24 protein-coding genes are annotated in these 23237 nt (G+C 65.4%); 13 read left to right on the top strand and 11 right to left on the bottom strand.

Features of this window, described 5'->3' with window-relative positions; all coding sequences use genetic code 11:
• Positions 1-840, top strand: an 840-nt coding sequence (locus B9C43_RS57435; protein ID WP_200825424.1) for an HNH endonuclease signature motif containing protein, incomplete at its 5' end; no start/stop codon positions are given.
• Between the two features lie 368 nt (positions 841-1208).
• Here the strand turns inward: B9C43_RS57435 and B9C43_RS05325 are convergent.
• Complete coding sequence (locus tag B9C43_RS05325; RefSeq protein WP_084424896.1) at positions 1209-1709, bottom strand: hypothetical protein; 501 nt, start codon at positions 1707-1709, stop codon at positions 1209-1211.
• A gap of 49 nt (positions 1710-1758) precedes the next feature.
• Between B9C43_RS05325 and B9C43_RS56590 the strand changes: the two genes are divergently transcribed.
• The 6 genes from B9C43_RS56590 (at position 1759) to B9C43_RS05300 (ending at position 7456) form a co-directional block, all read left to right on the top strand.
• A complete protein-coding gene (locus B9C43_RS56590; protein ID WP_160096333.1) occupies positions 1759-1929 on the top strand; it encodes a hypothetical protein in 171 nt (56 codons plus the stop codon).
• Positions 1926-2708, top strand: a complete 783-nt coding sequence (locus B9C43_RS05320; RefSeq protein WP_084424895.1) for a hypothetical protein — start codon at positions 1926-1928, stop codon at positions 2706-2708. The genes B9C43_RS56590 and B9C43_RS05320 overlap by 4 nt, the downstream gene beginning before the upstream one ends.
• Positions 2705-4135 carry a flavin-containing monooxygenase gene (locus tag B9C43_RS05315; protein WP_084424894.1) on the top strand — a complete coding sequence of 477 codons (1431 nt, stop codon included), beginning with the start codon at positions 2705-2707 and terminating at the stop codon, positions 4133-4135. Before B9C43_RS05320 ends, B9C43_RS05315 begins: the two co-directional genes overlap by 4 nt.
• A gap of 5 nt (positions 4136-4140) precedes the next feature.
• A complete protein-coding gene (locus tag B9C43_RS05310; RefSeq protein ID WP_143446131.1) occupies positions 4141-5685 on the top strand; it encodes an aldehyde dehydrogenase family protein in 1545 nt (514 codons plus the stop codon).
• On the top strand, positions 5682-6812 hold the full coding sequence (locus tag B9C43_RS05305; protein WP_084424893.1) for an NAD(P)/FAD-dependent oxidoreductase: 1131 nt from the start codon (positions 5682-5684) through the stop codon (positions 6810-6812). Before B9C43_RS05310 ends, B9C43_RS05305 begins: the two co-directional genes overlap by 4 nt.
• Before the next feature lie 86 nt (positions 6813-6898).
• A complete protein-coding gene (locus B9C43_RS05300; RefSeq protein WP_084424892.1) occupies positions 6899-7456 on the top strand; it encodes a DUF305 domain-containing protein in 558 nt (185 codons plus the stop codon).
• Between the two features lie 179 nt (positions 7457-7635).
• Here the strand turns inward: B9C43_RS05300 and B9C43_RS05295 are convergent, their stop codons facing one another.
• On the bottom strand, positions 7636-8364 hold the full coding sequence (locus B9C43_RS05295) for a decaprenylphospho-beta-D-erythro-pentofuranosid-2-ulose 2-reductase (protein ID WP_033391805.1): 729 nt from the start codon (positions 8362-8364) through the stop codon (positions 7636-7638).
• 55 nt (positions 8365-8419) lie between these two features.
• Here B9C43_RS05295 and B9C43_RS05290 point away from each other — a divergent pair, with 55 nt between their 5' ends.
• The 3 genes from B9C43_RS05290 (at position 8420) to B9C43_RS05280 (ending at position 13878) form a co-directional block, all read left to right on the top strand.
• Positions 8420-9721: a DUF1015 family protein gene (locus tag B9C43_RS05290; protein ID WP_235038442.1), complete on the top strand. Its 1302-nt coding sequence runs from the start codon at positions 8420-8422 to the stop codon at positions 9719-9721.
• Positions 9621-12281 (top strand): ATP-binding protein, encoded by a 2661-nt coding sequence (locus tag B9C43_RS05285; RefSeq protein WP_235038524.1) that lies wholly within the window; start codon positions 9621-9623, stop codon positions 12279-12281. The genes B9C43_RS05290 and B9C43_RS05285 overlap by 101 nt, the downstream gene beginning before the upstream one ends.
• A gap of 100 nt (positions 12282-12381) precedes the next feature.
• Positions 12382-13878, top strand: a complete 1497-nt coding sequence (locus B9C43_RS05280) for a hypothetical protein (RefSeq protein ID WP_143446130.1) — start codon at positions 12382-12384, stop codon at positions 13876-13878.
• Here B9C43_RS05280 and B9C43_RS05275 read toward each other — a convergent pair.
• From B9C43_RS05275 to B9C43_RS05245, 8 genes are all read right to left on the bottom strand, one after another.
• Complete coding sequence (locus B9C43_RS05275) at positions 13875-14525, bottom strand: DUF3558 domain-containing protein (RefSeq protein ID WP_084424889.1); 651 nt, start codon at positions 14523-14525, stop codon at positions 13875-13877. The two genes, B9C43_RS05280 and B9C43_RS05275, sit on opposite strands and share 4 nt — an antisense overlap.
• On the bottom strand, positions 14526-16073 hold the full coding sequence (locus tag B9C43_RS05270; protein ID WP_051897396.1) for a DHA2 family efflux MFS transporter permease subunit: 1548 nt from the start codon (positions 16071-16073) through the stop codon (positions 14526-14528).
• Between the two features lie 154 nt (positions 16074-16227).
• Positions 16228-16395, bottom strand: a complete 168-nt coding sequence (locus tag B9C43_RS58350; RefSeq protein ID WP_235038441.1) for a hypothetical protein — start codon at positions 16393-16395, stop codon at positions 16228-16230.
• Positions 16396-16419: 24 nt separating this feature from the next.
• Positions 16420-17310, bottom strand: coding sequence for a hypothetical protein (locus B9C43_RS05265; RefSeq protein ID WP_051897397.1), 891 nt, complete (start codon positions 17308-17310; stop codon positions 16420-16422).
• 67 nt (positions 17311-17377) lie between these two features.
• The gene (locus tag B9C43_RS05260; protein WP_084424888.1) at positions 17378-18385 is read right to left on the bottom strand and encodes a D-cysteine desulfhydrase family protein; all 1008 of its coding nucleotides are present in this window, start codon (positions 18383-18385) and stop codon (positions 17378-17380) included.
• A gap of 3 nt (positions 18386-18388) precedes the next feature.
• Entirely contained in the window at positions 18389-18796 is a 408-nt protein-coding gene (locus B9C43_RS05255; RefSeq protein ID WP_200825423.1) for an HIT family protein, read from the bottom strand.
• 10 nt (positions 18797-18806) lie between these two features.
• The gene (locus B9C43_RS05250) at positions 18807-18971 is read right to left on the bottom strand and encodes a DUF397 domain-containing protein (RefSeq protein ID WP_084424887.1); all 165 of its coding nucleotides are present in this window, start codon (positions 18969-18971) and stop codon (positions 18807-18809) included.
• A complete protein-coding gene (locus B9C43_RS05245) occupies positions 18934-19857 on the bottom strand; it encodes a helix-turn-helix domain-containing protein (protein WP_235038440.1) in 924 nt (307 codons plus the stop codon). The genes B9C43_RS05250 and B9C43_RS05245 overlap by 38 nt, the downstream gene beginning before the upstream one ends.
• 153 nt (positions 19858-20010) lie before the next feature.
• On the opposite strand from B9C43_RS05245, the gene B9C43_RS05240 reads away from it, so the two are divergent.
• Positions 20011-20199, top strand: coding sequence for a hypothetical protein (locus tag B9C43_RS05240; RefSeq protein ID WP_084424885.1), 189 nt, complete (start codon positions 20011-20013; stop codon positions 20197-20199).
• Positions 20200-20248: 49 nt separating this feature from the next.
• Here the strand turns inward: B9C43_RS05240 and B9C43_RS05235 are convergent, their stop codons facing one another.
• Complete coding sequence (locus B9C43_RS05235; RefSeq protein ID WP_143446129.1) at positions 20249-21520, bottom strand: ThuA domain-containing protein; 1272 nt, start codon at positions 21518-21520, stop codon at positions 20249-20251.
• Between the two features lie 173 nt (positions 21521-21693).
• On the opposite strand from B9C43_RS05235, the gene B9C43_RS05230 reads away from it, so the two are divergent.
• A complete protein-coding gene (locus tag B9C43_RS05230) occupies positions 21694-22398 on the top strand; it encodes a VIT1/CCC1 transporter family protein (RefSeq protein WP_084425595.1) in 705 nt (234 codons plus the stop codon).
• 128 nt (positions 22399-22526) lie between these two features.
• A complete protein-coding gene (locus tag B9C43_RS05225; protein WP_143446128.1) occupies positions 22527-23237 on the top strand; it encodes a hypothetical protein in 711 nt (236 codons plus the stop codon).

Below are 23237 nucleotides of genomic sequence, written 5' to 3'. Positions count from 1 at the left end.
ATGACCAAACAGACTGCGGTGCTGTCGGATGACCAGGCGCGGTGGGTGGAACAGCGGGTGTTGGAACGGGGGCCGAGGGCTGATCACTCCCGGTTCCGGCGTGCTGTGCGTGACACCGTCACCCGCGCCGACGTCACAGCCGCCGACCAACGACGCCAGCGCGCCCGCGAGGAAGAGCGCGGCGTCACACTCGTCGACCTGCCCGACGGCCTGGCCCAGTTGAAGATCACCCTGGATGCCGCCGAAGCGGTCACCGCGTTCAACCAGATCGACGCCCTGGCCAAGCAGCGCAACACCAAGGAGCGGTCGCTGAAGCAGTGCCGGGCGGATGTGTTCATGGACCTGGTGGCGGGCAAGAACATCAAGCGCCCGGTCATCGCCACCAACGTGATGGTCCCGATGACCACCCTGGCCGGGTTGACCGAGCGGCCTGGTGAGCTATCCGGGTATGGCGCGATCACCGCTGAGCACGCCCGCGAACTAGCCCGCGACAGCACCTGGCGCCGCATCCTCACCGACCCGGCAGGTCATGTCCTGGAAGTCAGCCACCGCAGGTTCGCTCCGCCCTCGTTGAAGCGCCACATCCAACTGCGCGACCGCACCTGTCGACAACCCGGCTGCGAAGAACCCGCGGAGCGCACCGAAATAGATCACACCCAACGCCATACCGACCACGGTGAAACCAGCGTCGCCAACCTTGCCGCCTTGTGCAAGAAGCACAACCTGTTGAAAGAGCGAAGCACCTGGAAGATCGAGCAACCCGAACCAGGAACGCTCACCTTCACCACACCAAGCGGAAAAACACACACCACACAGCCGGAACCTTATGAGTTGGAATAAGTAGGCAAAAGGACAAAGCGGGTATGGCGCGAAAAGTGAGCGAAGCGAAAAGTGGGGTATGGGGTGTGGTGGGCGAAGCGAAGGCTCGATTTTACTTGGGGTAGCGGCGCGCTTAAACTGTCCGGTGCGGGGAGGCCCCACGCGCCACGAAGGAAAAATGATGCGGAACGAAGGGGGACTCCCCGGCTTCCTCCCCGAGCGCGCCGCAGGGGCCCCAAGTCAAATCGAGCCGCAGCAGGCACCAAAGGCAGAAATAAAGGCCAAAGCAAAAGAACCCAGCTGAAACCCGAAGCAAACGGAAACCGAGCCAGAACCCGAAGCAAACGGAAACCAAGCTAGAAACCCGAACCCAACCCCAAAGCCACCACTCAATTACAAGACTCAACAGAAAGCCACGAAGGAACAGGCTGAGCCTCAGCCTCACACCACTCTAACAACCCAATAGTCCACAGCAGCGAATGTACAACAACATCCAAAGTAGTCGGAACGGTCTGCTCCGACAAAGCCAAATCCAACTGGAACCCAGCCTCGTCCGGCCGCCCATTCAACTCCGCGAGCAAAGCTCGTACCGTTGCCCGCAACGGAGGCTCAAGCTCATCAATCGGAACCGCGAACTCTTCTTCATCTCGCAAGTCCACCGCGTACGTGACGTCCGGCGGAGCGTTCCCCACGCGCAACAGCATCATCTGCGCTGACGCGGACACGAGCTGGCCGACGATCATCCGGGTGTCCGTGCCGACGATGCCTTCGTCCCCCGTGAGCTTGCGCAGGGCGTCGAAAACGCCGTTGGTGTCGCCTTCCCGGGCTACGTGGACCAGCTCACGGGCGCCGGCCCTGGCCCGGTGGAGTAAGTCTCTGTCGTCGTCCACCGGCCACGGGTACCCCGCAGGACGGGCCAACAATCGCTACCGTAGAGGGATGGCACAGTTCGGTGAGCTCTTCGGGCCGGGGAAGCTTCGCAAGGAGAGCTCGGACGACCAGGGCACAGGTGACTTGTTCGATCCTCGGTCAGTCGACCTCGACGCCGGCGTGATCCGGATCCGGCCGATGCCCAGGAAACCGGACGAGCCGGGAGATCCGGCCGAGTGACGTGGCCGTGGCGCGAGCTGGAGGGCCTGTTCGCCGCCGGTAAAGCCCTGATGTCGTCGGGCAGTCCGGCTGCGGTGCTGCAGGCCGCTGTCCGTGCTGCGGGTGACCGGGTCATCGGTCGTGAGTTGACGATGCGGGTCGGTGACGCGGACGTCACCCTCACACCTGTCGAAATCGACACGGAACTGGACACGGTCGGTCTGGCGCTTGGGCAGGTCCCCAGCGTCCGGATCGTCGCCGTTGATGTGGCCTGGCCTGGCACGCCTGTCCAGCAGCTCGCGATCACCGGCAGCAAGGTGCAGTTCCAGTCGCTGCCGTTGCCCAGTGTGCGGGCCAATGAGGTGTCCGTGGAGATCACGCTGGCCGCGGACGTCGTGAAGGCGAAGGTCGCGGAGCTGCAGCCGGATCTCATCGTCGACATCGGCGAGGACGCCGTCATGCGGGTGAAGTGGGCGCCGCGCCGCAGCTGGGGGCACATCGAGGTCGAGCCGGCTGTCGTCGGCGACTGTGTGCACCTCAAGCCGAAGGTCCTGCAACTGCGGTCCATGCGGTTTCGCAGCGCCGAGAAACTCGGCCCGACTGTCATCGAGATCCCCGACTTGCCGCGTGGGCTGCGGCTGACCGAGGTCGAGCTGGGTGCGAGCAGGCTTGTGCTGCGTGGTGAGGCTGAGCGGTGGCACGAGAAGATCCCGCTGACCGACTTGCTGACGTGGCTCGCGACCGCCGCGGCCACATTTACCCTTCCGCAATTCCCTGGACGAGATAACGTCAACGGATGACCAAGGTTGGGATCATCGGGTCGGGGTTCGCCGGGATCGGTGTCGCCATCGAGCTGCGACGAGCCGGGGTCACCGACATCACCCTGCTGGAGAAGGCCGCCGAGATGGGCGGTGTGTGGCGGGAGAACACGTATCCGGGCGCTGCGTGTGACGTGCCGTCGCCGCTGTACAGCTTCTCGTACGAGCCGAACCACCCGTGGCAACAGAGGTACTCCGGCCAGGCGGAGATCCGGGAGTATCTGACGGGCGTCGCCAAGAAGTACGGCGTCGACGAACACATCCGCTACCAGACCGAGGTCGCCACGGCCGAGTACGACGGGCGTTGGCACGTGACCACGACCGATGGCGAGAAGTTCGAGTTCGACGTGCTCATCCCGGCCGTCGGCCAGCTTTCCCGGCCCGCGCTGCCGGACATCCCTGGCATGGACACGTTCCACGGCCGCATGTTCCACTCCGCGCGGTGGGACCATGATCATGACCTGACCGGCAAGCGCGTCGCCGTGATCGGCACCGGCGCCAGCGCGATCCAGTTCGTACCCCGGATCCAGCCGTTGGTCCGGACTCTGAAGCTGTTCCAGCGCACCGCGCCTTACGTCCTGCCGAAGCCCGATCGGCGGTATGGGCGTTGGCATCAGGAGCTGTTCCGGCGTTTCCCGCAGGCGCGGATGGCCGGTCGCGGCGGGATCTGGGCGATCTGCGAGATCATGACCAAGGGCTGGATCGGCAACCAGGTCATCGCGAAGGCGTTCCAGGGGCTCGCGCTGGCGTTGCTGCGGCTGCAGGTCAGGGACCGGGAACTGCGCGCCAAGCTCACGCCGGACTATCCGGCCGGGTGCAAGCGGATCCTGTTCGCCAACGACTACTACCCCGCGCTGACCAAGCCGAACGTGCGCCTAGAAACCACCCGGATCACCGAGATCACCCCGCGCGGCGTGCGCACCGAGGACGGCGTGGAGCACCAGGTCGACACGATCATCTTCGGAACCGGTTTCGACACCAAGGATTTCCTTGCGCCCATCGAGATTCGCGGCCGGGACGGCCAGGATCTGCGTACTGACGCGTGGGCCAAGGGAGCACGCGCGTATCTGGGCATCTCGGTACCCGGATTCCCCAATCTGTTCCTGATGTACGGCCCGAACACCAACCTCGGTGGTGGGTCGATCATCTACATGCTCGAACGCCAGGCGCGCTACATCGCCCGGTTGGTCCGTTATCTCCGGCCAGGGCAGTCGCTCGAAGTACGGTCCGAAGTGGCCGAGCGGTTCGACGAGGAGATGCAGCGGCGGCTCGCCGACACGGTGTGGACGTCGTGCGACAGCTGGTATCGGACGTCGTCCGGACGGGTGGTCAGCAACTGGCCGGGACTGGTTTCGGAGTACGACCGCAGGACAAGGACCTCGGATCGGGCCGCGTATGACCTACGGTGAGATTCGTGCAGACGCTCGAATCGATCATCGAAGGCAAAACCTGGTCAGGCGAGGGCTCCGACTACGAGTCGTGCAACCCCTCGAACCTCGACGACGTCGTGGCGACGGTCCGTTTGGCGGGCCCCGATGCGCTGAAGGCGGCCGCTGAATCCGGCCGGCGGGCGCAGCGGGAATGGGCAGCTGTGCCTGCGCCTGTGCGTGGCCAGTTCGTGGCCGCGCTTGGCCGGTTGGTGGCAGCCAACAAGGAGACGCTTGCCCAGCTCGTCACGCGGGAGATCGGCAAACCCATCGGCGAGGCTCGCGGCGAGGTCCAGGAAATCGTGGACACGTGTGACTTCTTCCTCGGTGAGGGACGGCGGCTCTACGGCCAGACCGTGCCCTCGGAGATGCCGGACAAGCAGTTGTTCACGTTCCGGGTTCCGGTCGGTGTCGCCACGATCATCACCGCGGGCAACTTCCCTGTCGCTGTGCCGTCCTGGTACTTGGTGCCCGCGCTGCTGTGCGGCAACGCCGTTGTCTGGAAGCCCGCGGAGTACGCCGCCGCCAGCGCGAAGGCGTTCGCCGATCTGATCTGGCATGCCGGGTTGCCCAAGGGCGTGCTGAATCTCGTCTTCGCGGATGGACAGTCCACTTTTGACGGTCTGCGGGACTCGCTTGAGGCCAAGCTGGTCGACAAGGTCGGGTTCACCGGGTCGAGTGCGGTCGGCACGAAGATCGGCGAGCTGTGCGGGCGGCACCTGCAGTCGCCGTGCCTGGAACTCGGCGGCAAGAACCCGATGGTGATCACCGAGGACGCCGACCTCGACCTGGCCGTGGAGGGCGCGCTGTTCTCCGGGTTCGGCACGGCTGGGCAACGTTGCACCTCGCTCGGCACGGTGATCGTCCACGAGAGCGTGCACGACGAGTTCGTCCAGCGGTTCGACGCGGCCGTCAAGGCGGCCAAGGCGGGCAAGCCGGATGACGATGTCCTTTTCGGACCGTTGCTGGACGAGAAGTTCGCCAAGTCCTATGAGGAGTATCTCGGGTGGATCGGCGAGCACCACACCGTGCTCGGTTCGACCGGTACCGGCCGGATCACCGCGGACAACCCGCGCGACGGCTTTGTCGGCGACCCGTCGAAAGGCCTGTTCTACCACCCGGTGATCCTGGACGGCGTCAAGCCGGACGACCGGGTGTTCCTCGAGGAGACGTTCGGCCCGATCGTCGGCGTGACCACGTATCAGACCTTCGACGAGGCGATCGAGCTGGCGAACAAGCCAGGGTACGGACTGTCCTCTTCGGTCTACACGACCAACCCGACGACCGCTTTCCGTTACCGCCAAGGCATCAGCGCGGGCATGGTCAGCGTGAACAACTCGACGTCCGGCGCCGAGGCGCATCTTCCCTTTGGTGGCAACGGCAAGTCCGGCAACGGCAGCCGTCAGTCGGGTATCTGGGTGCTGGACCAGTTCACCCGGTGGCAGTCGATGAACTGGGACTTCTCCGGCAAGCTGCAGAAGGCGCAGATGGACGTGGCCGAGGTCCAGCCGGATGAGGACTTCCGCCTGTGACGGAGGTCGTGATCACCGGCGGCGGCGTGGTGGGCGCGAGTACCGCGTTCCACCTCGCCGAAGCCGGTGTCAGCGTGGTGCTGCTGGAGCGGGGCACGCTCGCCTCCGGCAGCACCAGCCGCGCGGCGGGCGGCGTGCGGGCGACGTTCTCCGATCCGGTGAACATCGCGTTGGGACTGCGGAGTCTTGCGGCGTTCGAGCGGTTCGGCACGCGGCCAGGCGCCGAGATCGACCTGCGGCAGCACGGATATCTGTTCCTGCTGGACAACGCCGAGGACATGGCGGCGTTCCAGACCAGTGTGGACTTGCAGAACTCGCTGGGTGTGCCGAGCCGGATGATCTCGGCCGAGGAGGCGCGAGAACTCTCGCCGTTGATCTCGACCGAAGGCTTGCTCGGCGCGGTTTTCTCCCCACGCGACGGTCATTGCACACCCGAGGCCGTTGTCCAGGGATATGCAAGCGCTGCACGGCGATTGGGCGCTGACATCCGTCAGCATTGCACAGTCACCGGAATCGCTGTCAAGGATGGCGAAATCCTTGGCGTGCAGACCGATCGGGAGTTCATCCCGACATCGACGGTCGTGTGCGCGGCGGGCGCGTGGTCGGCCGCGATCGGCGACATGGTCGGGGTTCCGTTGCCAGTGCGGCCGTTGCGCAGGCAGATCCGTGTCACCGAACCGGTTTCGGTGCCGTCGGACCTGCCGTTCACGATCGACTTCGGCACGACTTTCTACTTCCACCCGGAAGGACCGGGGTTGCTGGTCGGAATGTCCGATCCCGACCAGGAATTCGGGTTCGACACACATGTATCGGATGAATGGCTGGAAAGACTCGCGGCCGCGGCGGCCAGACGCGCACCCAGCCTGACCGAGGTCGGCATCGCTCGCGGCTGGGCCGGCCTGTACGAGGTGTCACCTGACCACAACGCGATCGTCGGCGAATCGCGTGAGGTCAGCAGGTTCTTGTACGCCACCGGGTTCTCCGGCCACGGTTTCCTGCAGGGGCCGGCCATCGGCGAGGTCATGCGCGACCTCGTGCTCGGCCACACACCAGTGGTCGATGTGTCCTCTTTGGACGCCACCCGGTTCGCTTCGCAGGAGATCCGGCCGGAGCACAACGTGGTTTGACCTGGCATTCGGACAAACTTCGCACGCCGTTGAACCGTCTGGGCGGTCACATCCGTATCTCCAAGCGTGGAGGAGACGGAGGTGCGATGCGTACAGGACTGATGGCGATCGTGGCAGCCATCGCGATGGCAGTGACGGGATGCTCGTCCACTGGTGGCAGCTCGACCGCCACGGCTCCCCCTGCCGGCGCGAGTACTCACAACCAGGCGGACGTGAAGTTCGCCCAGGACATGATTCCCCATCACCAGCAGACGATCCAGATGGCCGACCTGGCCACCCAGCAAGCGACCGGTCAAGAGGTGAAGATCGTCGCTGCCTCGGTGCTCAGCGCGGAGGAGAAAGAGATCCAGACGATGAAGGGCTGGCTGTCCCAGTGGGGCGCCTCCCAGCCTGACGCGGCCGCGCACGGCGGTCACGACATGCCCGGCATGATCTCCACAACGGACATGAAGGCATTGCAAGGGTTGTCCGGTGAAGCGTTCGACAAGAAGTGGCTTGAGCTGATCGAGAAACACCTCGAGTCCGGCGTGACGATGGCCAAGACACTGGTGTCGGAAGGCCAGAACCCGAACGCCAAGGCGATGGCGAACGAGATCATCGAGAACCAGGAAGCCAAGATCAAGGAGGTCAAGGCCCTCAGCTGAGGTAGAAAGACGTTGGCAGGACAGGGAAACCCAGCCCTGTCCTGCCTAGCCACGCCAAGCACCGACAGCACAGCGGCATCCATTGCTGGAGACAGCAGACTTGATCGCGGCTTCCCGCTGGCCTTCCGCGGTCAGGATCATGGCGCGCGAACCCAACTGGTCCTCCGACAAGGGCTACATCATCGCCACAGGCGGCGCCAGATCGGGCGCGGCAGGATCCGCAACACCGCGAAGAGCCACCGCAGTATCCCCGGCACCCATATGTCCGACTTCTTGCCGCGCAACGCCTTCACCGTCGCATCCGCCACCTTGTCCGGTGTGGACGGGAAAGGCGCCGGTTTCATCCCGGCCGCCATCCGGCCGATCACGAACCCCGGCCGGACAACCAGAACCCGGACGCCAGTGCCATACAAAGCGTCGGCCATCCCCGAAGCGAACCCGTCCAACCCGGCCTTGGTCGAACCGTAAACATAGTTGGCCTTGCGCACCCGCACCCCGGCGACCGACGAGTACACGACGATCGTCCCGCTCCCCTGAGCCCGCATCAACCGGCCAAGGTGCGTCAGGACGCTGACGTGCGCGACATAGTCCACATGCACGATCTCCAGCGCGTGTGCGACGTCCACTTCGGCCTTCTCCTGTGAGCCGAGGATGCCGAAGGCAGTGACCACAACGGACACCGGGCCGAACCGGGCGAACACGTCCTCGAGCAGCGGACCGTGCGAGGCCAGGTCATCCGCGTCGAACTCGACCCGTTCCACATGCGTCGCCCCGGCGTCCAGCAACTGCTGGGCTTCGGTGTCCAGCGAGGCACTTCGCCGCGCTGCCAGCACAACTGTGCCTGCGGCCAGGCGCTTGGCCACGGCAAGGCCGATCTCACTGCGTCCACCGAGAACCAGAATGGTCATGCCCGCGATTCTTACAAGAGCTGCCGAACCTGTTGACGGGAGTACCGTTAACCGGATGAACACCTGGGTATCGCCGATCCGGCGCGGCTGGGTGGTACGGGACTCCGTGCCTGGTCCGGATGTGGACGAGTTCGCCGAGCCGGATCAGGTGATCACCGCACTGGCTCAGCCTGGCGCGACGGACGGCACATTGCTGGCCGTGCAGCATCCGCATCGCACGCCTGCGGCTCGCGCACAAGGTTTGGACCTGCGTGCGGCGCTGCCGATCGCGCACACCGCGCTGAGAGAACTGCGTGCCAGCCACTACCGTCCGGTGACCGATGTGGTTGGGCTGTCGTGGGGTAAGGGTCCGACGGGATCGGCGCTCGGGCTGCTGTGCGTGGTCGATCCAGCCGCCGTCAACACCGATGGGCGCGCGTGGGTGCGGCACACCGAAGAGGTCTACCCGGATGTCGTCGCGGAACGGGCCGCGATGCTCAGCGGGCTCGGCTGCGCGACCAGCGCGGCGATGCTGGTCCCGGTGGACGGCGGCGAGCAGTTCACCCGGTTGTTGTGCGACGCGGTCGCCCAACTCGGCGCGCCGGCTGTGTCTCTGCCTGACGCGCGGCTGTGGCTGGCGGGCAAAGGAGAGCTGCAGGACAGGTTGATCGAGGCCGCGTGCGTGCAGTCGCTGCTCGTCGCCGACGGAAACCACCGGGTCGCCGCGGCTGCCGAAGCCGGGAACGGCTCGCTGCTCGCCCTGATCACCGCGGGCCCGGCCCTGCGGATCGGCCCGATTCACCGGGTTCTGGTCGGCACCGGGCTGAGCCTCGAGGACCTCGCCGGGCGATGGCGGCGCATCGGTCTCGACGTGCAGCCCAACCACGACCGCACTCCCCCGCAGACGCCCGGCACGGTCGTGGTGGTGGCCGGAGATGCCGCCTTGCACGTGAAGCTGCCCGGCCTGGACATCGATCACCGGCAGGTCGAGAACATCTTGATCGAGCAGGCGCTTGGTCTTGATCCGGCCGGGCCACAGGTCTGGCCGTTGCCACCCGGCCGCCCGGCACGGCCGGACGCCGACGCGGTCTTGCTGATCGCTCCCGTCCCGTTGGCCGACGTGCTCGCGGTGCACGCCGCCGGCCAGCGGATGCCGCGCAAGGCCACGTACTTCACCCCCAAACCACGCAGCGGGTTGCTGCTCGCTGAAATTCCCTCGCCCCCTCCAGTAGAGTCAGGGGTTGATGAAATCCCAGGTCGTCGGGCGGGACCCGGAGCTGGACACGCTCACGCGAGCGCTGGATCGACCGGGCGGGACGATCCTGCTGTGCGGGGAGGCAGGGATCGGCAAGTCGGCCCTCGCCCAGCACACCCTTGACCTCGCGGACGAGCGTGGCCTGACGGTCCTGCATGGACAGGCGCACCCGTTGCACGCCGGGCTCGCGTACGCGCCGATCGTGGCAGCTGTCCGGCCGTTGCTGGCCAAGATGACGGAGATGAGCGGCCTGACGCAGCTGGGCAGGCTTATGGCCGACCCGCGTCTGCCGACGATGGCGCCGACCGACAACCCCGAGCTGGACCGGACGCAAATGTTCGAGGCCGTGGCGCGGCTGGTGGAACGGCACGCGCCCGCTGTGTTCTTCATCGATGACCTGCACTGGGCGGACCGCGGCACCATTGAGCTCGTCCACTACCTCGGCCGCAACACCCAGAACGTCCTCACGCTTGCCGCGTACCGCCCAGGCGAGGCCAACCCGACACTGGATGACCTCGCTACGACTGTCCGGCGCGACGGCACCGAACTGTCGTTGGCCCCGCTGACCGACGATGACGTGGCGCGGATTGCCCACAACTTGCTCGGTGAGGCGCCGGAACCACGGTTCCTCGAAGACGTCACACAGCGGGCCAAGGGCGTGCCGTTGTTCGTCACCGCCCTGGTCCAAGGCGGTTTCCAGGCGGTGCCGACGATCGTGCGGGACGTCGTCCTCGGCCGTCTGCAGCGCCTGGACGAACCCGAGCGCAGGCTTCTTGAGACCGTCGCCGTGGCGGGCGAGGCGGCGACAGATGCCGTCCTGAGGGCCGTATCGGACGCTCCCGCAGCACTGCGCACACTGATCGTCGACGGGTTGGTCGTCGAACGTCCCGTTGCCCGCGCCATGACATACCGGGTCGCACATCCGTTGTACGCCGAGGTCACGTATGCCGAGATGACCCTCAGCGAACGGCGGGCGTTGCACGCTGCTGTGCTCGCCGCGATCGAGCAAACCGACCCGGACGACACGCTCGCGCTCGCCCCGCACTACCGCGAGGCAGGCAGCCTGGCTGATCCCGTACGGGCCGTCGCGGTGATGGCCGAGGCAGGCTGGCGTGCCCTGGCTGTGCGGGCCGCGGAGGAAGCTGTCCGGTATCTCGAGGCGGCCATGGAACTGGCCGAGCCGGAACTGCAGCCGGACCTGCTCGACGGCATCGGCCGTGCCCACATGAACCTCGGCGACATGGACGCCGCGACGGCCGCGTGGACAACGGGGATGAGACTCGCCGATCGGCTTGGCCTGGACAAAGCGTTGGCTGTGCTGCGGTTCCGGCTGGCGATGCTGGACTCCGAACGGCTGGATTCGGCGATGGCCAACAGCCAGCTGTGGACGCAGTTGCGGGACATCCCGCTGGAGTCGCCGGAGATCGCGATCCAGTCGATCATCTACACCCTGCGGCACGGCACCCTGGACGACGTCCGCGCGCTGAGTGCGAGCCTGTCCGACTGGATCGGACCCGGGCATCCGGCGCACGCGCGTGCGGTCGCCCACTTCGGGCAGGCCGTCTGTCTGTTGATCGACCAGAAGTTCAAGCCCGCGTTGGTGCACGCTCAGAACGCGGTCACACAGGCCAAGCGCTGCGAGGCCGAGCTGCCGTTCTACGCCCAGTACTTCCAGCTCTTCCTCAGCGCGTTGAGCGCGTTGAACGGCGACGTCGCGATGTCCATCGACTGCGCGCGAGAGACGGTGAGCGCGGGGACGTTGGTCGAGTTGCCTTCGCTGAAGTGCTTCGAGCACTACGCGTTGTCCTTCGGGTATTACCTCGCCGGTGACTTGGCGAATGCGCTCGCCGAGATCGACACCGGCGTCGCCGTGGCCAAGGAGTCGGGGATGCCCCGGTCCATCTCGCGAGTGCTGGCGTTCCGCGCGTTCGTGCTTGCCGAGCAGGGCAAACTCGCGGAGGCGACGGCGGCACTCGCGGAGGCGGAACGGTCCTATCGCTCTCCTGAACAGAGTCTCGTCGAGGTCGTCGCCCTCGCATCGACCGCCATCGCGCTCTACGACAACAAGCCGCTGCCTTCGATCCCGTTCGACGCGTCGCAGACGTACAGCGACCCGGTCGCGACCATGCTGCGGATGCTGTTCGCGGGCTTGTGCGGGCTGAACAACGGCCAATCGTCGCCTGCTGCGGAATGTGCCGCGTCGTTGCGCGAGTTCGACCAGGCAGCGGCCCTGATGATCGCCATCGCCGACCGGCTGGACGGAGTACGTCTGCACGACGCGGATCTGTTGGCCCGTACCGCAGACGCGTTCGACGGCATGGGTGCCCCGCTGTTGGCCGCGCAGGCGAGGCTCGAGCAGTACGAGTTCAGCAAGTCCGCCCCGGCTCTGCCTCAGGTCCTTGAGGTCTTCGACAAAGCGGGCGCGGCGCACTGGGCCAACCGGGCACGTCGACTCGCCCGCACGCTCGGTGTCCGGGTCCGGGCACCGAGCCGTGACGGCCCGCTGACCGTCCGCGAGTCCGATGTGGTCCGGTTGCTCGGTGCCGGGTTGTCCAATGCGGACATCGCCGCTCGCCTGTTCCTCAGTGGACGAACCGTGGAGACCCACCTGCGCAACAGCTACGCCAAACTCGGACTGACCACACGGGTCGCGCTCGCCAGGTGGGCGGCCGAGAACCTCTAGCGGACCGAAAGGAAACCACAAGCCTCCGGTGTGATACTCCGGTCGGAGTAGTGAGACTGGGACACGAGAGGCGAGCGGGTAGCCGATGACCGGCAAGTACATGAGTGGCAGTGAGTATTCGGCATCCCTTTCCGCGGCGCTCAACAGTTATTGGCAGGCGCTCGAGGTGCGCTGGACCAAAGAGGCCGGTAAGACGCTGTACGGCGGCACGGCCGCTGTTCCGGCTGCTCCTGAGCCCGTCCGGTGGCAGGTCCCGCCGGACTCCTGGCGGCACTTGACGACCGCGTGCAAAGTCGTGGCGTGGGCGATGAACGACGGCACGCCCGAGAACAGGCCCAACGAATGTGACGGGTGGAGTGTTCCGGACGCGAGGTACGTCGAATGCAAGGCCTTGGACGTCTTTCGCCAGGTCGGCGACTGGGCGTGGGCGAAACGGGAGCAGCTTTCCCGCGCGGTCCCGGATCTCGCCGCCGGACCGGAACTGTCGTTCCTCGAAGAGGCGCACGGCACCCTCAGGTCCATCGGCGTGGCGATGAGGTCGGAGGGTTCCGTCGGTGACCACGCGCTCACCGGTGCGGTGGACCGCATGGCCATCGGGCAGAACGACAACGCCAACCGGGCCTGGTTGACCGGCTGGACCGGCCTCGCGGCCAACAGCCTGAAGGGCGGTTTTCTCAGCACGGTCAAACCTACGCTGGTCAACCAGGCTGCCCTGTGCGATTGGCTGGCTAGTTGCTACTCGGTCCGTGGCACGGTCATCCACGCCACGCGCAACAACATCCTCAACGTCATCGGCCACCTGACCCGTGAGCTCGGCGAAGTCATCGTCACACCAGTGGATCTGTCCAAGCCGAAGCTGGTGGTCAGCTACGCGAGCCAGGTGTGGACGATCGCCCAGATCACCTTCGAAGTACTGAAAAACGTCGGCGCTGTCGGCACGGTGCTCGGCTTGGTCGATTTCGCGCTGGGCAAGTCGGACAGCGTGACCACGGAGTACAAGTACGCGCAGATGAGCGACTTCTTCGCGCTCGTGGATACGTCCGTGCGCACCCTGCACAGCGAAATGGACAGTGCGGAGGCCGAGTACGCCAAGGCGGTCAACGCCATCAACGCGGCGATCGCCAGCGTCGACCGGACGACTCTGGAACTCTACGACATCACGCAACATTCGCCGGATGGCGACGACAGCGATCCGAACGCCTCGGCCCGGTTCGCCGTTGACGTCAACGTGGTACTCCAGATAGCCCAAGACTGCTACGAAGCCGCCGAGGGCTACTCCCAGCTGCTCAACAAGCTCGCCACGACCTCATACTCCGACGGTCAGCTCGCTGGCCGTGGACTGACACCGATCGCGGCCGACCAAGGCGTGATCGAGTTGCGCGAGGACATCGAGTCGTTCTTCAGCACCACGACCACTCGGTATCTCACCGCCGCGGACCGGATCAAGGCCGCTGCCAAGCTGTACGTCCAGAACGACGAGGCTCAGCGAGAGCGGTACAACAAGACCATTTCCGAGTGGCGCAAGCTGGGACTTGGCGAGTTCGGGCAGCGCAACCGGATCGACACCGACCCTGACAAGGAAGGTGTGCAGAACTAGTTCCTGGTGACGTCGGTGACGATCGCGTTGGCCAACAACTCCGCGTCCGGGCACGGCACCGGGTAGTTCAGTGTGTTCGGGTCCGCGATCGTCGTCGTCACCGTGAGCAACACATCCTCGGCCACTCCGACACTCACTGTGCAACGGCCCTGGTCCGGCACGGCACGGTCGGCGTCGTAGCGCACGGCCGGATAGTTCTGGATCTCGATGGGCTCGAAGAACGGCAGCCGCACCCGCTTGCGGTACAACCCTTCCAGCCCACCCGACACCTGGTCGATGGTCGCGGTCATCTGCGGCTGCTGCGGGGTCTTCGCCCGCCACGTGCACGTGCTGCCGCCCTCGTTGACCCCGGCGGCCAGGTCCTTGGTCACCGCCTGGCCTGGCTTGAGCATCGCGCACGGGTTGTCGGCGTACTGCTTGATGTCCAGCGGCAGGGAGACTTCCGGGGCGAGTCTGCTCGGGCTCGGCGGCGGGGACGCCATGGTGATGCCCTGGCCGCGCGAGGCACAGCCACTCAACACGACTAGACACGCCACTACGCCAAGCCCGATCCGGAACATTTCCTCCGCGCTCCCTTTGCCGGGACGTCCGTACACCTCGATATCACAGTCGACGCCGTTGTCGATCTGGATATCCAGCCAAGGCATTCAGTGCCCGAGCATCACCGGTGTGGTGCCCTCGTCCTCGTCTTGATGATCGCTGTCCCCCGACGGGCCCGACGATACCTTCTTTCGGGCGCCCGGCAGGAACAACGCGGGCACGACACACACCGCAATCAGGATCAAGGCCCAGAAGAACGTCGAGGCGAACGCGTCCGCGGCGGCCGATGCGGCGAAATCGTGCGTCCTGGGATCGTGAATCGCCTGCGTCGCCGCGATCTGGCCCAATTGGGTCGGTACGCCGAACTTCCCGGCCAGCAGCGCGGCCAGGATGATCGACATGATCGCGGTGCCGATGGCACCGAATGCCTGCTGGATGATGCTCATCGCGGTCGACGCCCTGGCCACAGTGCGCTGCGTGAGGGTCTGCAACGCGGCCGACATCATCGGCATCATCGTCGCGCCCATGCCAAGACCGGTCACGAAAAGCGCGCCGAGCAGTTGCAAATAAGGTGTGTCCGCACCGACCTGTGTGAACATCACCATCCCCGCGACGATCAGGACAAGTCCTGGCAGCACGACCTTTCGCGGGCCGATCTTGTCGGCGAGCGCACCGGCGATCGGCATCGTCAGCATCGCGCCGACGCCTTGCGGCGCCATCAACAGCCCGGCGTCCAGGGCCGTTTCCCCGCGCACCAAAAGGAAGTACGTCGGGAACAGCAGCATCGCACCGAAGAACGAGGTCGCGAAGAACGCTGTGGCCAGCACCGCGATGGAGAAGTTCCTGTTGGCGAAGAGCTTCAGGTCCACCAACGGGTTGGCCACCCGCTTCGCCCGGACCAGGAAGGCTCCGATCAGCACGATGCCCGCGACGGCAGGCAGCCAGACCTCGACCTCACCGATGCCACCCGCGGCCGGGATGTTCGACACGCCGTAGATCAGGGCGGCCAGCCCGGGCGAGAGCATCAGCATGCCGGGGAAGTCGAACTTGTCCCCCGGCTGCGGGTCGTCGGCCGGCAGCACGCGCCAGACCAGCAGCAGCGCGATCAGGCCGATTGGCACGTTGATGTAGAAGATCCACCGCCAGCTGACCTCGTCGACCAGCCAGCCGCCCAGGATCGGGCCGCCGATCGGGCCGAGCAGCATCGGCACACCGAGCACGGACATCACCCGGCCGACGCGCTGCGGCCCGGCCGCCTTGGTCATGATCGTCATGCCCGCTGGCATCAACATGCCACCGCCGAGGCCCTGCATAACACGGAACACGATCAGCGACGTGATGTCCCATGCCATTCCGGCGAGCACCGAGCCGACGAGGAACAGCACGATCGCGAGCATGTAGAGCCGCTTGGTGCCGAACCGGTCGGACGCCCAGCCGGTCACCGGAATGACCGCGACCAGCGCCAGCATGTAGCCGGTGGCGACCCATTGAATTGTGTCGAAGGAAGTCTTGAATTCCAGGGCGAGCGCCTGCAACGCCACGTTGACGACCGTGGTGTCCAGAATCGCCATGACGGTGCCGAGAATGACGACACCGGCGATCTTGAGCACGCCCGCGTCGAGCTTGTCCGCCCCTGCCGGGGCCGAGCTGGTCACGAAGAATCCCCCAAGGATCTCGTTCGGATTTGCCCGCAACCCCCATTGCGAGGCAATACGAAAAGAACCCTATCCGTGGCACATCGTTGCCAGCAAAGACAAGCGTGAGTGTGCGCGATCACACTACGGACCGCTGCCGGGCATGATCGGACGGTCAGAACCGGCCTATGGCAACGAAAAGCGCGAGCAGCAAGCGAATCACGTTGACCGGCAGGTCCTTGTACTCGTTTCGCCGGGCGTGCACGACCATCGCCTCGGCAACGTGGTGCGAGCGTTCTACCAGGCGGCCGCGCAACAGCCCGACGTCAACCGGCTGGTCCAAGCCGGACGCCGATGCCCTGCTGCGTTAGAGATCCTGGGCGGAGCCGTTGATGTGCCTGCCGTTCTCGCTTGCCTGAATCGCACGCAGAAGATCCGGTCCCGGGATCTCCTTGCTGTTCGCGGCGGCCGTCAGCTGCGCGAGGTGGCCGATCATCTGCACGCTTTCCTCGATCTGGTCGGTGTGCCGGGACACCCACCAGACGACCGCGCTGCCGGTGTCCTTGAAGACGTCCTCACTGAGGTACCGGCGCATGGCGATCTCGATGCGCCGTTCCTGCTCCCACATCCGCTCGTGTTTACGCATCTCAGCGAGCCGGTCCAGGCGCTTGGCGTCCTCGTCGGACATCGCGAGCGAGACGTCGACCGCCCAGGCGACGACGTGGCCGTACGGCTCGGCCAACGCCGTGCCCAACGCGACCGCCAGCCTGTGCTGCACGACGCGGTAGTCCTCCGGCTTCTCCAGCACGGTCAGCTCACGGGCCCTGGTCAGAATCCAATGCACGGCCAGGTCACCGGGGCTCGCGTGCGGTACGGCGGTTTTCGGGCTCGTCTGCCGCCAGCACACCGTCGCCGAGAAGAGAAACCGGTAATCGACCTCGGAACTGGGCAACGGTACGGCGGAAACCGGGTACTGCACATGCGTCGGCTGCTCCGGCTCCGACGTCGCGATCGGCTGTTCGGCCACCGGTTCGACCGTCTTGGCCGTCCGCTGTTCTTCCATCGCTTTACGCAATTCCGCCTGCTCCCGCCGGTGCACGATGTGCCGGGCAACCAGAACAGCAATTCCGTTCGCGCCGATCAGGATCGCCGCCCAGAGGCCGATCGGCCCCGGTAACAACAGGCTCAACGCCAATACGACAATGGTCGTCAGCACGGCCGCCAACAGCGCCAGCCGGGTCTTGTTGCTGTGCCCCATGGGACCTGCCTTTCGTCAGCCCCCACCCGGGCCCATATTCCCGTGCGGATGTGCTCGCGCGGGATACCTACCGCAAGTTTTCGCTCGAACGAACCAGTTCCGGAGCATAGGCGAACAGACCGGGCAGGCCACCCGTATGCATGAACGCAACAGTTTCATCAGGCCCGATGGCCCCACTGCGCACACCGGCGACAAGCCCGGCGGCGGCCTTGCCTGAATAGACGGGGTCCAACGTGATGCCCTCGGTCCGTGCGAACAGACGCAGCGCCTCCCACATCTCGTCGGTCGTAACGCCGTAGCCAGGACCGACCGAGCCGTCGGAGACGCGCAGGTGCGTCAGGTCACCTGTGCCGACGCCGAGCAGCTGCCCAGTCTCGTCGACCAACCTGCGGATATCGGCCCTGGACTCCTCAGCGGTGTGCGAGACGCATTGAGCGTCGAGCAGCACCGGCCAGCCCAGCAGGTGAATGCCCAGCGCCAGCCCGGCCGCGGTCCCGGCGCTTCCCACGGCCACGACGATCCGGTCGATCTCGCTCAGTTGGCCGTGCAGTTCCTGCGCCGCGGCCACGTAACCCAGCACGCCGACAGCGTTGGATCCGCCGACCGGAATGGTCGCGGTCTTACGACCCTCAGCCTCGGCAGTCGCGACTACCTGGTTGTAGACGTCGGCCGTCTCTTCCGGGGTGTCGCAGAGGTGCACATGGGCGCCGTAGAGGTTGTCCAGGGCCATGTTGCCGGAACGCTCGTACGCCTCACCGGACATCGGGACGGACTTCGTGAGCACCAGCTCGCACCGAAGGCCGAGACGAGCACAGGCGGCCGCGGTCTGCCGTCCATGGTTGGTTTGCACGGCACCGAACGTGATGATCGTGTCCGCGCCCTCGTTCCGGGCCTGCGCGAGCAGGAACTCGGCCTTGCGGAGCTTGTTGCCGCCGACGCCGAGCCCGTTGACGTCGTCCCGCTTGACCAGGATCCGCGGGCCGCCGAGAGCTTCCGACAGCCTCGGGCACTCGTCCAACGGGGTCGGCCAGGTACCGAGCGTCAGGCGTGGCTGGCCGGAAAGGTCGATCGGCATGGGTCACACCTTCGCACGGATGTCGTCGGCGAACGACTGAGCTTCCTCGTCGGACGCGTACTTCGTCCGTGGCCAGAAGAAACCGCGCAGGCCGTCGCCTTTGGTACGAGGCACGACGTGAGTGTGCAGGTGCGGAACGCTTTGGCTGACCGTGTTGTTCATGGCGACGAACGTGCCCTGTGCGCCCATGGACTCCTTGACGGCGGCCACGATTCGTTGGACGAACCCGAAGTAACCGGCCAAGTCGGCCTCGGGCAGGTCGGTGAGGGTCTCGATGTGTGTCGGCGGGACGACGAGCGTGTGCCCCTTGAAGACGGGTCGGATGTCGAGGAAAGCCATGCCGACAGGTTCGGAGGCCACGACGAAGGCGGGCTTCTCACCGGCCACGATGTCACAGAACAAGCAAGCCACGAAGGTGAGCCTAGAACCCGGCCTTGATGACGGTCACCAACGCGCGGACATCGGCGTGGATGGAGTGGTCGGGGTTCTTGGTGTCGCGGATGGCCCGGAGGTCCGAACGAACCTCGACGCAGTCGCTGCCATTGACGCTATGAGTCGCCTTCTTCCAACCAGCGGGGGCAGTCATGTCGGTTCTCTTTCTTCAGTTGGTTGATCTCCTGCGCGATCAGCCGCTTCGAATCTGAAGGTCCCACCGCCACGACTCGCAGTGCTCCAATCGCATCCCGGTAAGCCATGATGTCGGGATCCTCGTGAAGGAACAATCCTGACCTGCGATTCTCCAAGTAGACAACTGTCTTGCCCTGGACAGACTCGATCAACTTCACAGGCCCCTCGAGCCCGGGATGCCAATCCCTCGTGAATGGGATCACCCGCAGGTCCATCTTCTCGCTCATTTCGAGCAAGTACTCCAACTGGCCGCGCAGCACATCACTGCCACCGATGCGCTGCACAAGTGCGGCCTGCCCGATGTACACCTCGAGTTCGGCGTTGCGCAGTACCTCCCGCCGCCCTATCCGGATGGTGATCCGAGATTCGATCTCGTTCGCCGGGGCACCGCCCTTGGTCATGATCGCGCGGGCATAGTCCGCTGTCTGCAGCCACCCCGGCACGATCAATGGTGCCACCGCGATGACCTTCCGCGCCTCGCGCTCGAACCGCAGCAACGCTTCCAGGTGCAGGCGCTGTTCCGGCAACGATATGGCCAGCCATGACGTGGCGTCCGGATTCCGCGTCAACGCAAGGATGTCGTCGAACCGTTCCCCGGTGATCCCCAGCATTGTCAGGATCTGCGCGACATCCTCAGGGCGTGGAGTCCGTTGGCCGGTCTCCCAGCGGGACAGCGTGGGAGCAGGCTTGCCAAGCAGCTCCGCAAACTTGGTCAGCTGCTCGTGCCCGGCATCGATGCGCGCCTCACGCAGCGCAGCGCCCAGCGCGAGACTTTTCGAGGTTGTTTTGTTACCACCCATGCAATTAAGAATATCGATCGTGAGCAGCCGAATGGTGTCGCACAATCGGGGGATCTTGGGCTTTGATTAACCGAACTGGCGCTAGTTTGACAATCGGTAATCCAATTCGACTCGGCACAGGCCATCAATTTAGGAGTTCCCACATTGTCAGATATCAATGCGCAAGTTGCCGAACAGGCACCTCGCCTCTTTGCCACCGTGGTAACCACCGGCAGCGGGGAGACCACGATCATCGGCTGGGGGATGGAGTTCGAGGACAGCGCGTACATGGTCACCGCTGACGGCCGTAACCAGTACTTCCTCGCCGAGGCCGAGAACGCGCTGATGTACATCCGAAGTGGACCGGACGTCACGCCCGACCTCGTCTTCCTCGACTCGCGCGACTGAACAAAGCGGGGCGGCCCGGCAAGTGCCGAGCCGCCCCATTTCGGTCACATCATGCTTGCTGCGTCAGCCGGAACGACTGCGCCGCACTGCCGTTGCATGTCAACTGCACCAGCTGCACGCTGTCCGCAGTGGAGCTGTTCGGCACGGTCAGGCACTTGCCGCTGTGCCTGCTCACGAAGTGGAAGTAGCCACCGTCCTCGGCGACCGGCTGCCACTGCTGGTTGTTGCCACCGCCGTACGCCCACAGGTGCAGCGCTGCGTTGTCCGCAGTCGACACGTTGCTCACGTCGATGACCTGTGCACTGTTCGCGCGGTTGTTGATGCGCACGTAACCGCCGCTTGTCGCCTGGAACTGGTACCCCTGCGCCAGGGTGCTGTTGCAGGCGTACTGCTGGATCGCGGTTCCGTTGGCCGTCGCCGCGCCCCGGGCGTCAACGCACTTCGAACTGTTCTTGTTCACCACAGAGAACCACTGGGTGGGCGGGATGGGGCCGCCCGGGTCCGGCGGCGGGATCGTTCCGCCGCCCAGCCACAGCAGGCTGTCGATGATGAAGTTGTTCTGGTCCGGGCTGGCGAACGTCGACGACGTGCCCTGCCCGCTGCCGTTCACCGAGTTGTGCCCGAAGTTCGCGTAGACCATCTTGAAGTTCTTGTTGGTCCACATGATCGGGTAGTCACCGCTGTACCAGGACTGGTTCGGGTCCGTGCCGAGCGGGAAGCTCGACGGGTGCACCGACGCCAGCACACTGATGTTCGGGTTGGTGCGCAGGTTGCCGTTCCAGCTGTACCACTCGCTGACCGACGACCGGAACGCCGCGGGCAGGCGCTTGGTGCTCGGGTGGGTGCGGTTGTCGGTCTGCAACGTCGCCGCGGTCGGGAACCACGTGTTGTTGCGGAAGTTGCCGCTGCCCAGGAACGTGTTGTGGTACCACGGCCAGCTCGACGCGTTCTGGGTGAACGCCGAGACGTGCCAGCCGAAGAATCCGCCACCGTTCTCCATGTAGCGCTGGAAGCCCGCGCGCTGTGCGGCGGTGTTCGGCATGTCGTCCAGGAACATCACGACCTGGTACTGCTGCGGGCTGATGTTGTTCAGCAGGTCCCAGTTCGTGCTTCCGGTGTACGAGAAGTTGTTCTGGGTGGCCGCCTGGCTGAACCAAGGGTTGGCCTCACGGACGAACGCGATGTGCCCCGGGTCCCACGTTCCGTGGTAGAAGGCGATCACGTTGAACTGCGGCGCGGCCTGGGCGGAGTTCTGCGCCGGCACGAAAATCACGCCGAGTAACAGGCCCAGGACCACAAATGCCCGCGTTATCGCGGACATTCCCGCATTTTTGGACATGCAGGTGCCCTTTCAATCAATGGCGGCGCTGAACTGGGCGCGATGGAGGGCCCAGACCGACACGACAGGCGGTTTTTACAGCGATACGGAGCGTATAGAGGTCTAAACCACTTTCGCAAGGGGCCGAACGGCTGTTGCTGACCTACCCTCAGTCCGTGACAACGGAACTGCACCATGAGCCGCATGAGGATACCGGGGCACGGCTGAACTGGTTGCGAGCCGGTGTGCTCGGCGCCAACGACGGCGTGGTGTCCACTGCGAGCCTGGTCCTCGGCGTCGCGGGGGCGACGACATCGGTCCCGCAAATCCTCACCGCCGGATTTGCCGGAATGTTCGCCGGTGCGATGTCGATGGCCGCCGGTGAATACGTCTCGGTTTCCAGCCAGCGGGACGCCGAAAAAGCACTGCTCGACCAGGAACGCCGCGAGCTGACCGAGATGCCGCAGCACGAACTGGACGAACTCACCGAGATCTACCGGGAAAAGGGCCTGTCCCCGGAACTGGCCCGGGAAGTAGCCGAGCAGCTCACGGAGAAGGACGCGCTGGCGGCGCACGCCGAGGCCGAGCTGAAAATCGACCCCGACGAACTGACCAGCCCATGGCAGGCCGCATTCGCCAGTTTCGTGGCTTTCACCGTGGGCTCATTGTTGCCGTTGCTGGCGTTCATCATCCCGGCAGGCGACTTCCGGATCTCGCTGACGGTCCTTGTCGCCGTGCTCGCACTGGCGTTGACCGGCTCACTCAGCGCCCGGCTCGGTGGCGCGCCACGGCTGCCCGCGATCGCCCGGAACGTCGCAGGCGGCATCGTCGCCATGGCCGCCACGTACGGCATCGGCCACCTGGTCGGAGCTGCGATCTAGCATTACAGGTATCCCGGGATGATCTTGTCTCACGGTGCATGGCACTGCTCGCCGTGGCCGCTGCGGGATGCTCGGCCTCGACAAGTGCCACGGCGCCTGAGCCAGGCGTCGAGGCATGGCAGCTGGCCATGCCCTTCGACGCCTACAACTTCTCCCCCGCCGAGGTCATGACCTTGACCATTGCGGAGGATCTGCTCACGCGCGACTGCATGCACGGCAAGGGCCACGACTGGGAGTTGCTGCCGCGTGCCGTCGAAAGCGACATCGAGCCGCCCCACCGCCGCCGCTACGGCGTGATAGAGCCTCAGATCGCGGACAAGTACGGCTATCACAGCGCGCCAGACCGGCCGACTGTGGCCGCGCGCAAAGCGAAGCAGCTGGCCAGGGCGAAGCAGACAGCTGACCTTCGCAGCGTCGTGCGCGATTGCGGTGCGCAAGCCGAGGCCGTTCTGTCAGCGGGAACCCCGGATGTCGACGCCGGCCGGTTCGATGCCCTGATCCGCAAGACCTTCGAGGACTCCCAACGTCTCCCCGAGGTGGCTGAGGTCTTCCGGTCCTGGAGTGCGTGCATGAGCGGCGAGGGTTTCCCCTACCTGGACCCTCTGACGGCCATCACCGATGAAAAGTGGTCCACGGCTACCCCGACACCGCAGGAGATCCGCGCGGCGCAGGCGGATGTGCGTTGCAAGGCCAAGACCAGCCTCGTGGCTGTCTGGGCAGCAGCGGAGACCCGCGTCCAGAACGACGCGATCGCGGCCAGCCCCAACGACTTCCACGGTTTGCGCGCCAGCAAGACCGGGCGGCTCGAAGCCGCAAAGCAGGTCATCGCCCGCGGCTGA

Origin of the sequence: Kibdelosporangium aridum (genome assembly GCF_900176515.1) — a bacterium.
Taxonomy (GTDB): domain Bacteria; phylum Actinomycetota; class Actinomycetes; order Mycobacteriales; family Pseudonocardiaceae; genus Kibdelosporangium; species Kibdelosporangium aridum.
Note: the sequence above shows the minus strand (reverse complement) of the source record. Positions and strands in the feature narration are given on the sequence as shown.

Bases quoted from the DNA above. Each gene is read 5' to 3' on its own strand.
- B9C43_RS56590 (WP_160096333.1), top strand. From the start codon at position 1,759: ATGGCACAGTTCGGTGAGCTCTTCGGGCCGGGGAAGCTTCGCAAGGAG.
- B9C43_RS05315 (WP_084424894.1), top strand. From the start codon at position 2,705: ATGACCAAGGTTGGGATCATCGGGTCGGGGTTCGCCGGGATCGGTGTC.
- B9C43_RS05300 (WP_084424892.1), top strand. From the start codon at position 6,899: ATGCGTACAGGACTGATGGCGATCGTGGCAGCCATCGCGATGGCAGTG.
- B9C43_RS05295 (WP_033391805.1), bottom strand. From the start codon at position 8,364: ATGACCATTCTGGTTCTCGGTGGACGCAGTGAGATCGGCCTTGCCGTG.
- B9C43_RS05290 (WP_235038442.1), top strand. From the start codon at position 8,420: ATGAACACCTGGGTATCGCCGATCCGGCGCGGCTGGGTGGTACGGGAC.
- B9C43_RS05280 (WP_143446130.1), top strand. From the start codon at position 12,382: ATGAGTGGCAGTGAGTATTCGGCATCCCTTTCCGCGGCGCTCAACAGT.
- B9C43_RS05275 (WP_084424889.1), bottom strand. From the start codon at position 14,525: ATGCCTTGGCTGGATATCCAGATCGACAACGGCGTCGACTGTGATATC.
- B9C43_RS05265 (WP_051897397.1), bottom strand. From the start codon at position 17,310: ATGGGGCACAGCAACAAGACCCGGCTGGCGCTGTTGGCGGCCGTGCTG.
- B9C43_RS05260 (WP_084424888.1), bottom strand. From the start codon at position 18,385: ATGCCGATCGACCTTTCCGGCCAGCCACGCCTGACGCTCGGTACCTGG.
- B9C43_RS05250 (WP_084424887.1), bottom strand. From the start codon at position 18,971: ATGACTGCCCCCGCTGGTTGGAAGAAGGCGACTCATAGCGTCAATGGC.
- B9C43_RS05235 (WP_143446129.1), bottom strand. From the start codon at position 21,520: ATGTCCGCGATAACGCGGGCATTTGTGGTCCTGGGCCTGTTACTCGGC.
- B9C43_RS05225 (WP_143446128.1), top strand. From the start codon at position 22,527: ATGCCCTTCGACGCCTACAACTTCTCCCCCGCCGAGGTCATGACCTTG.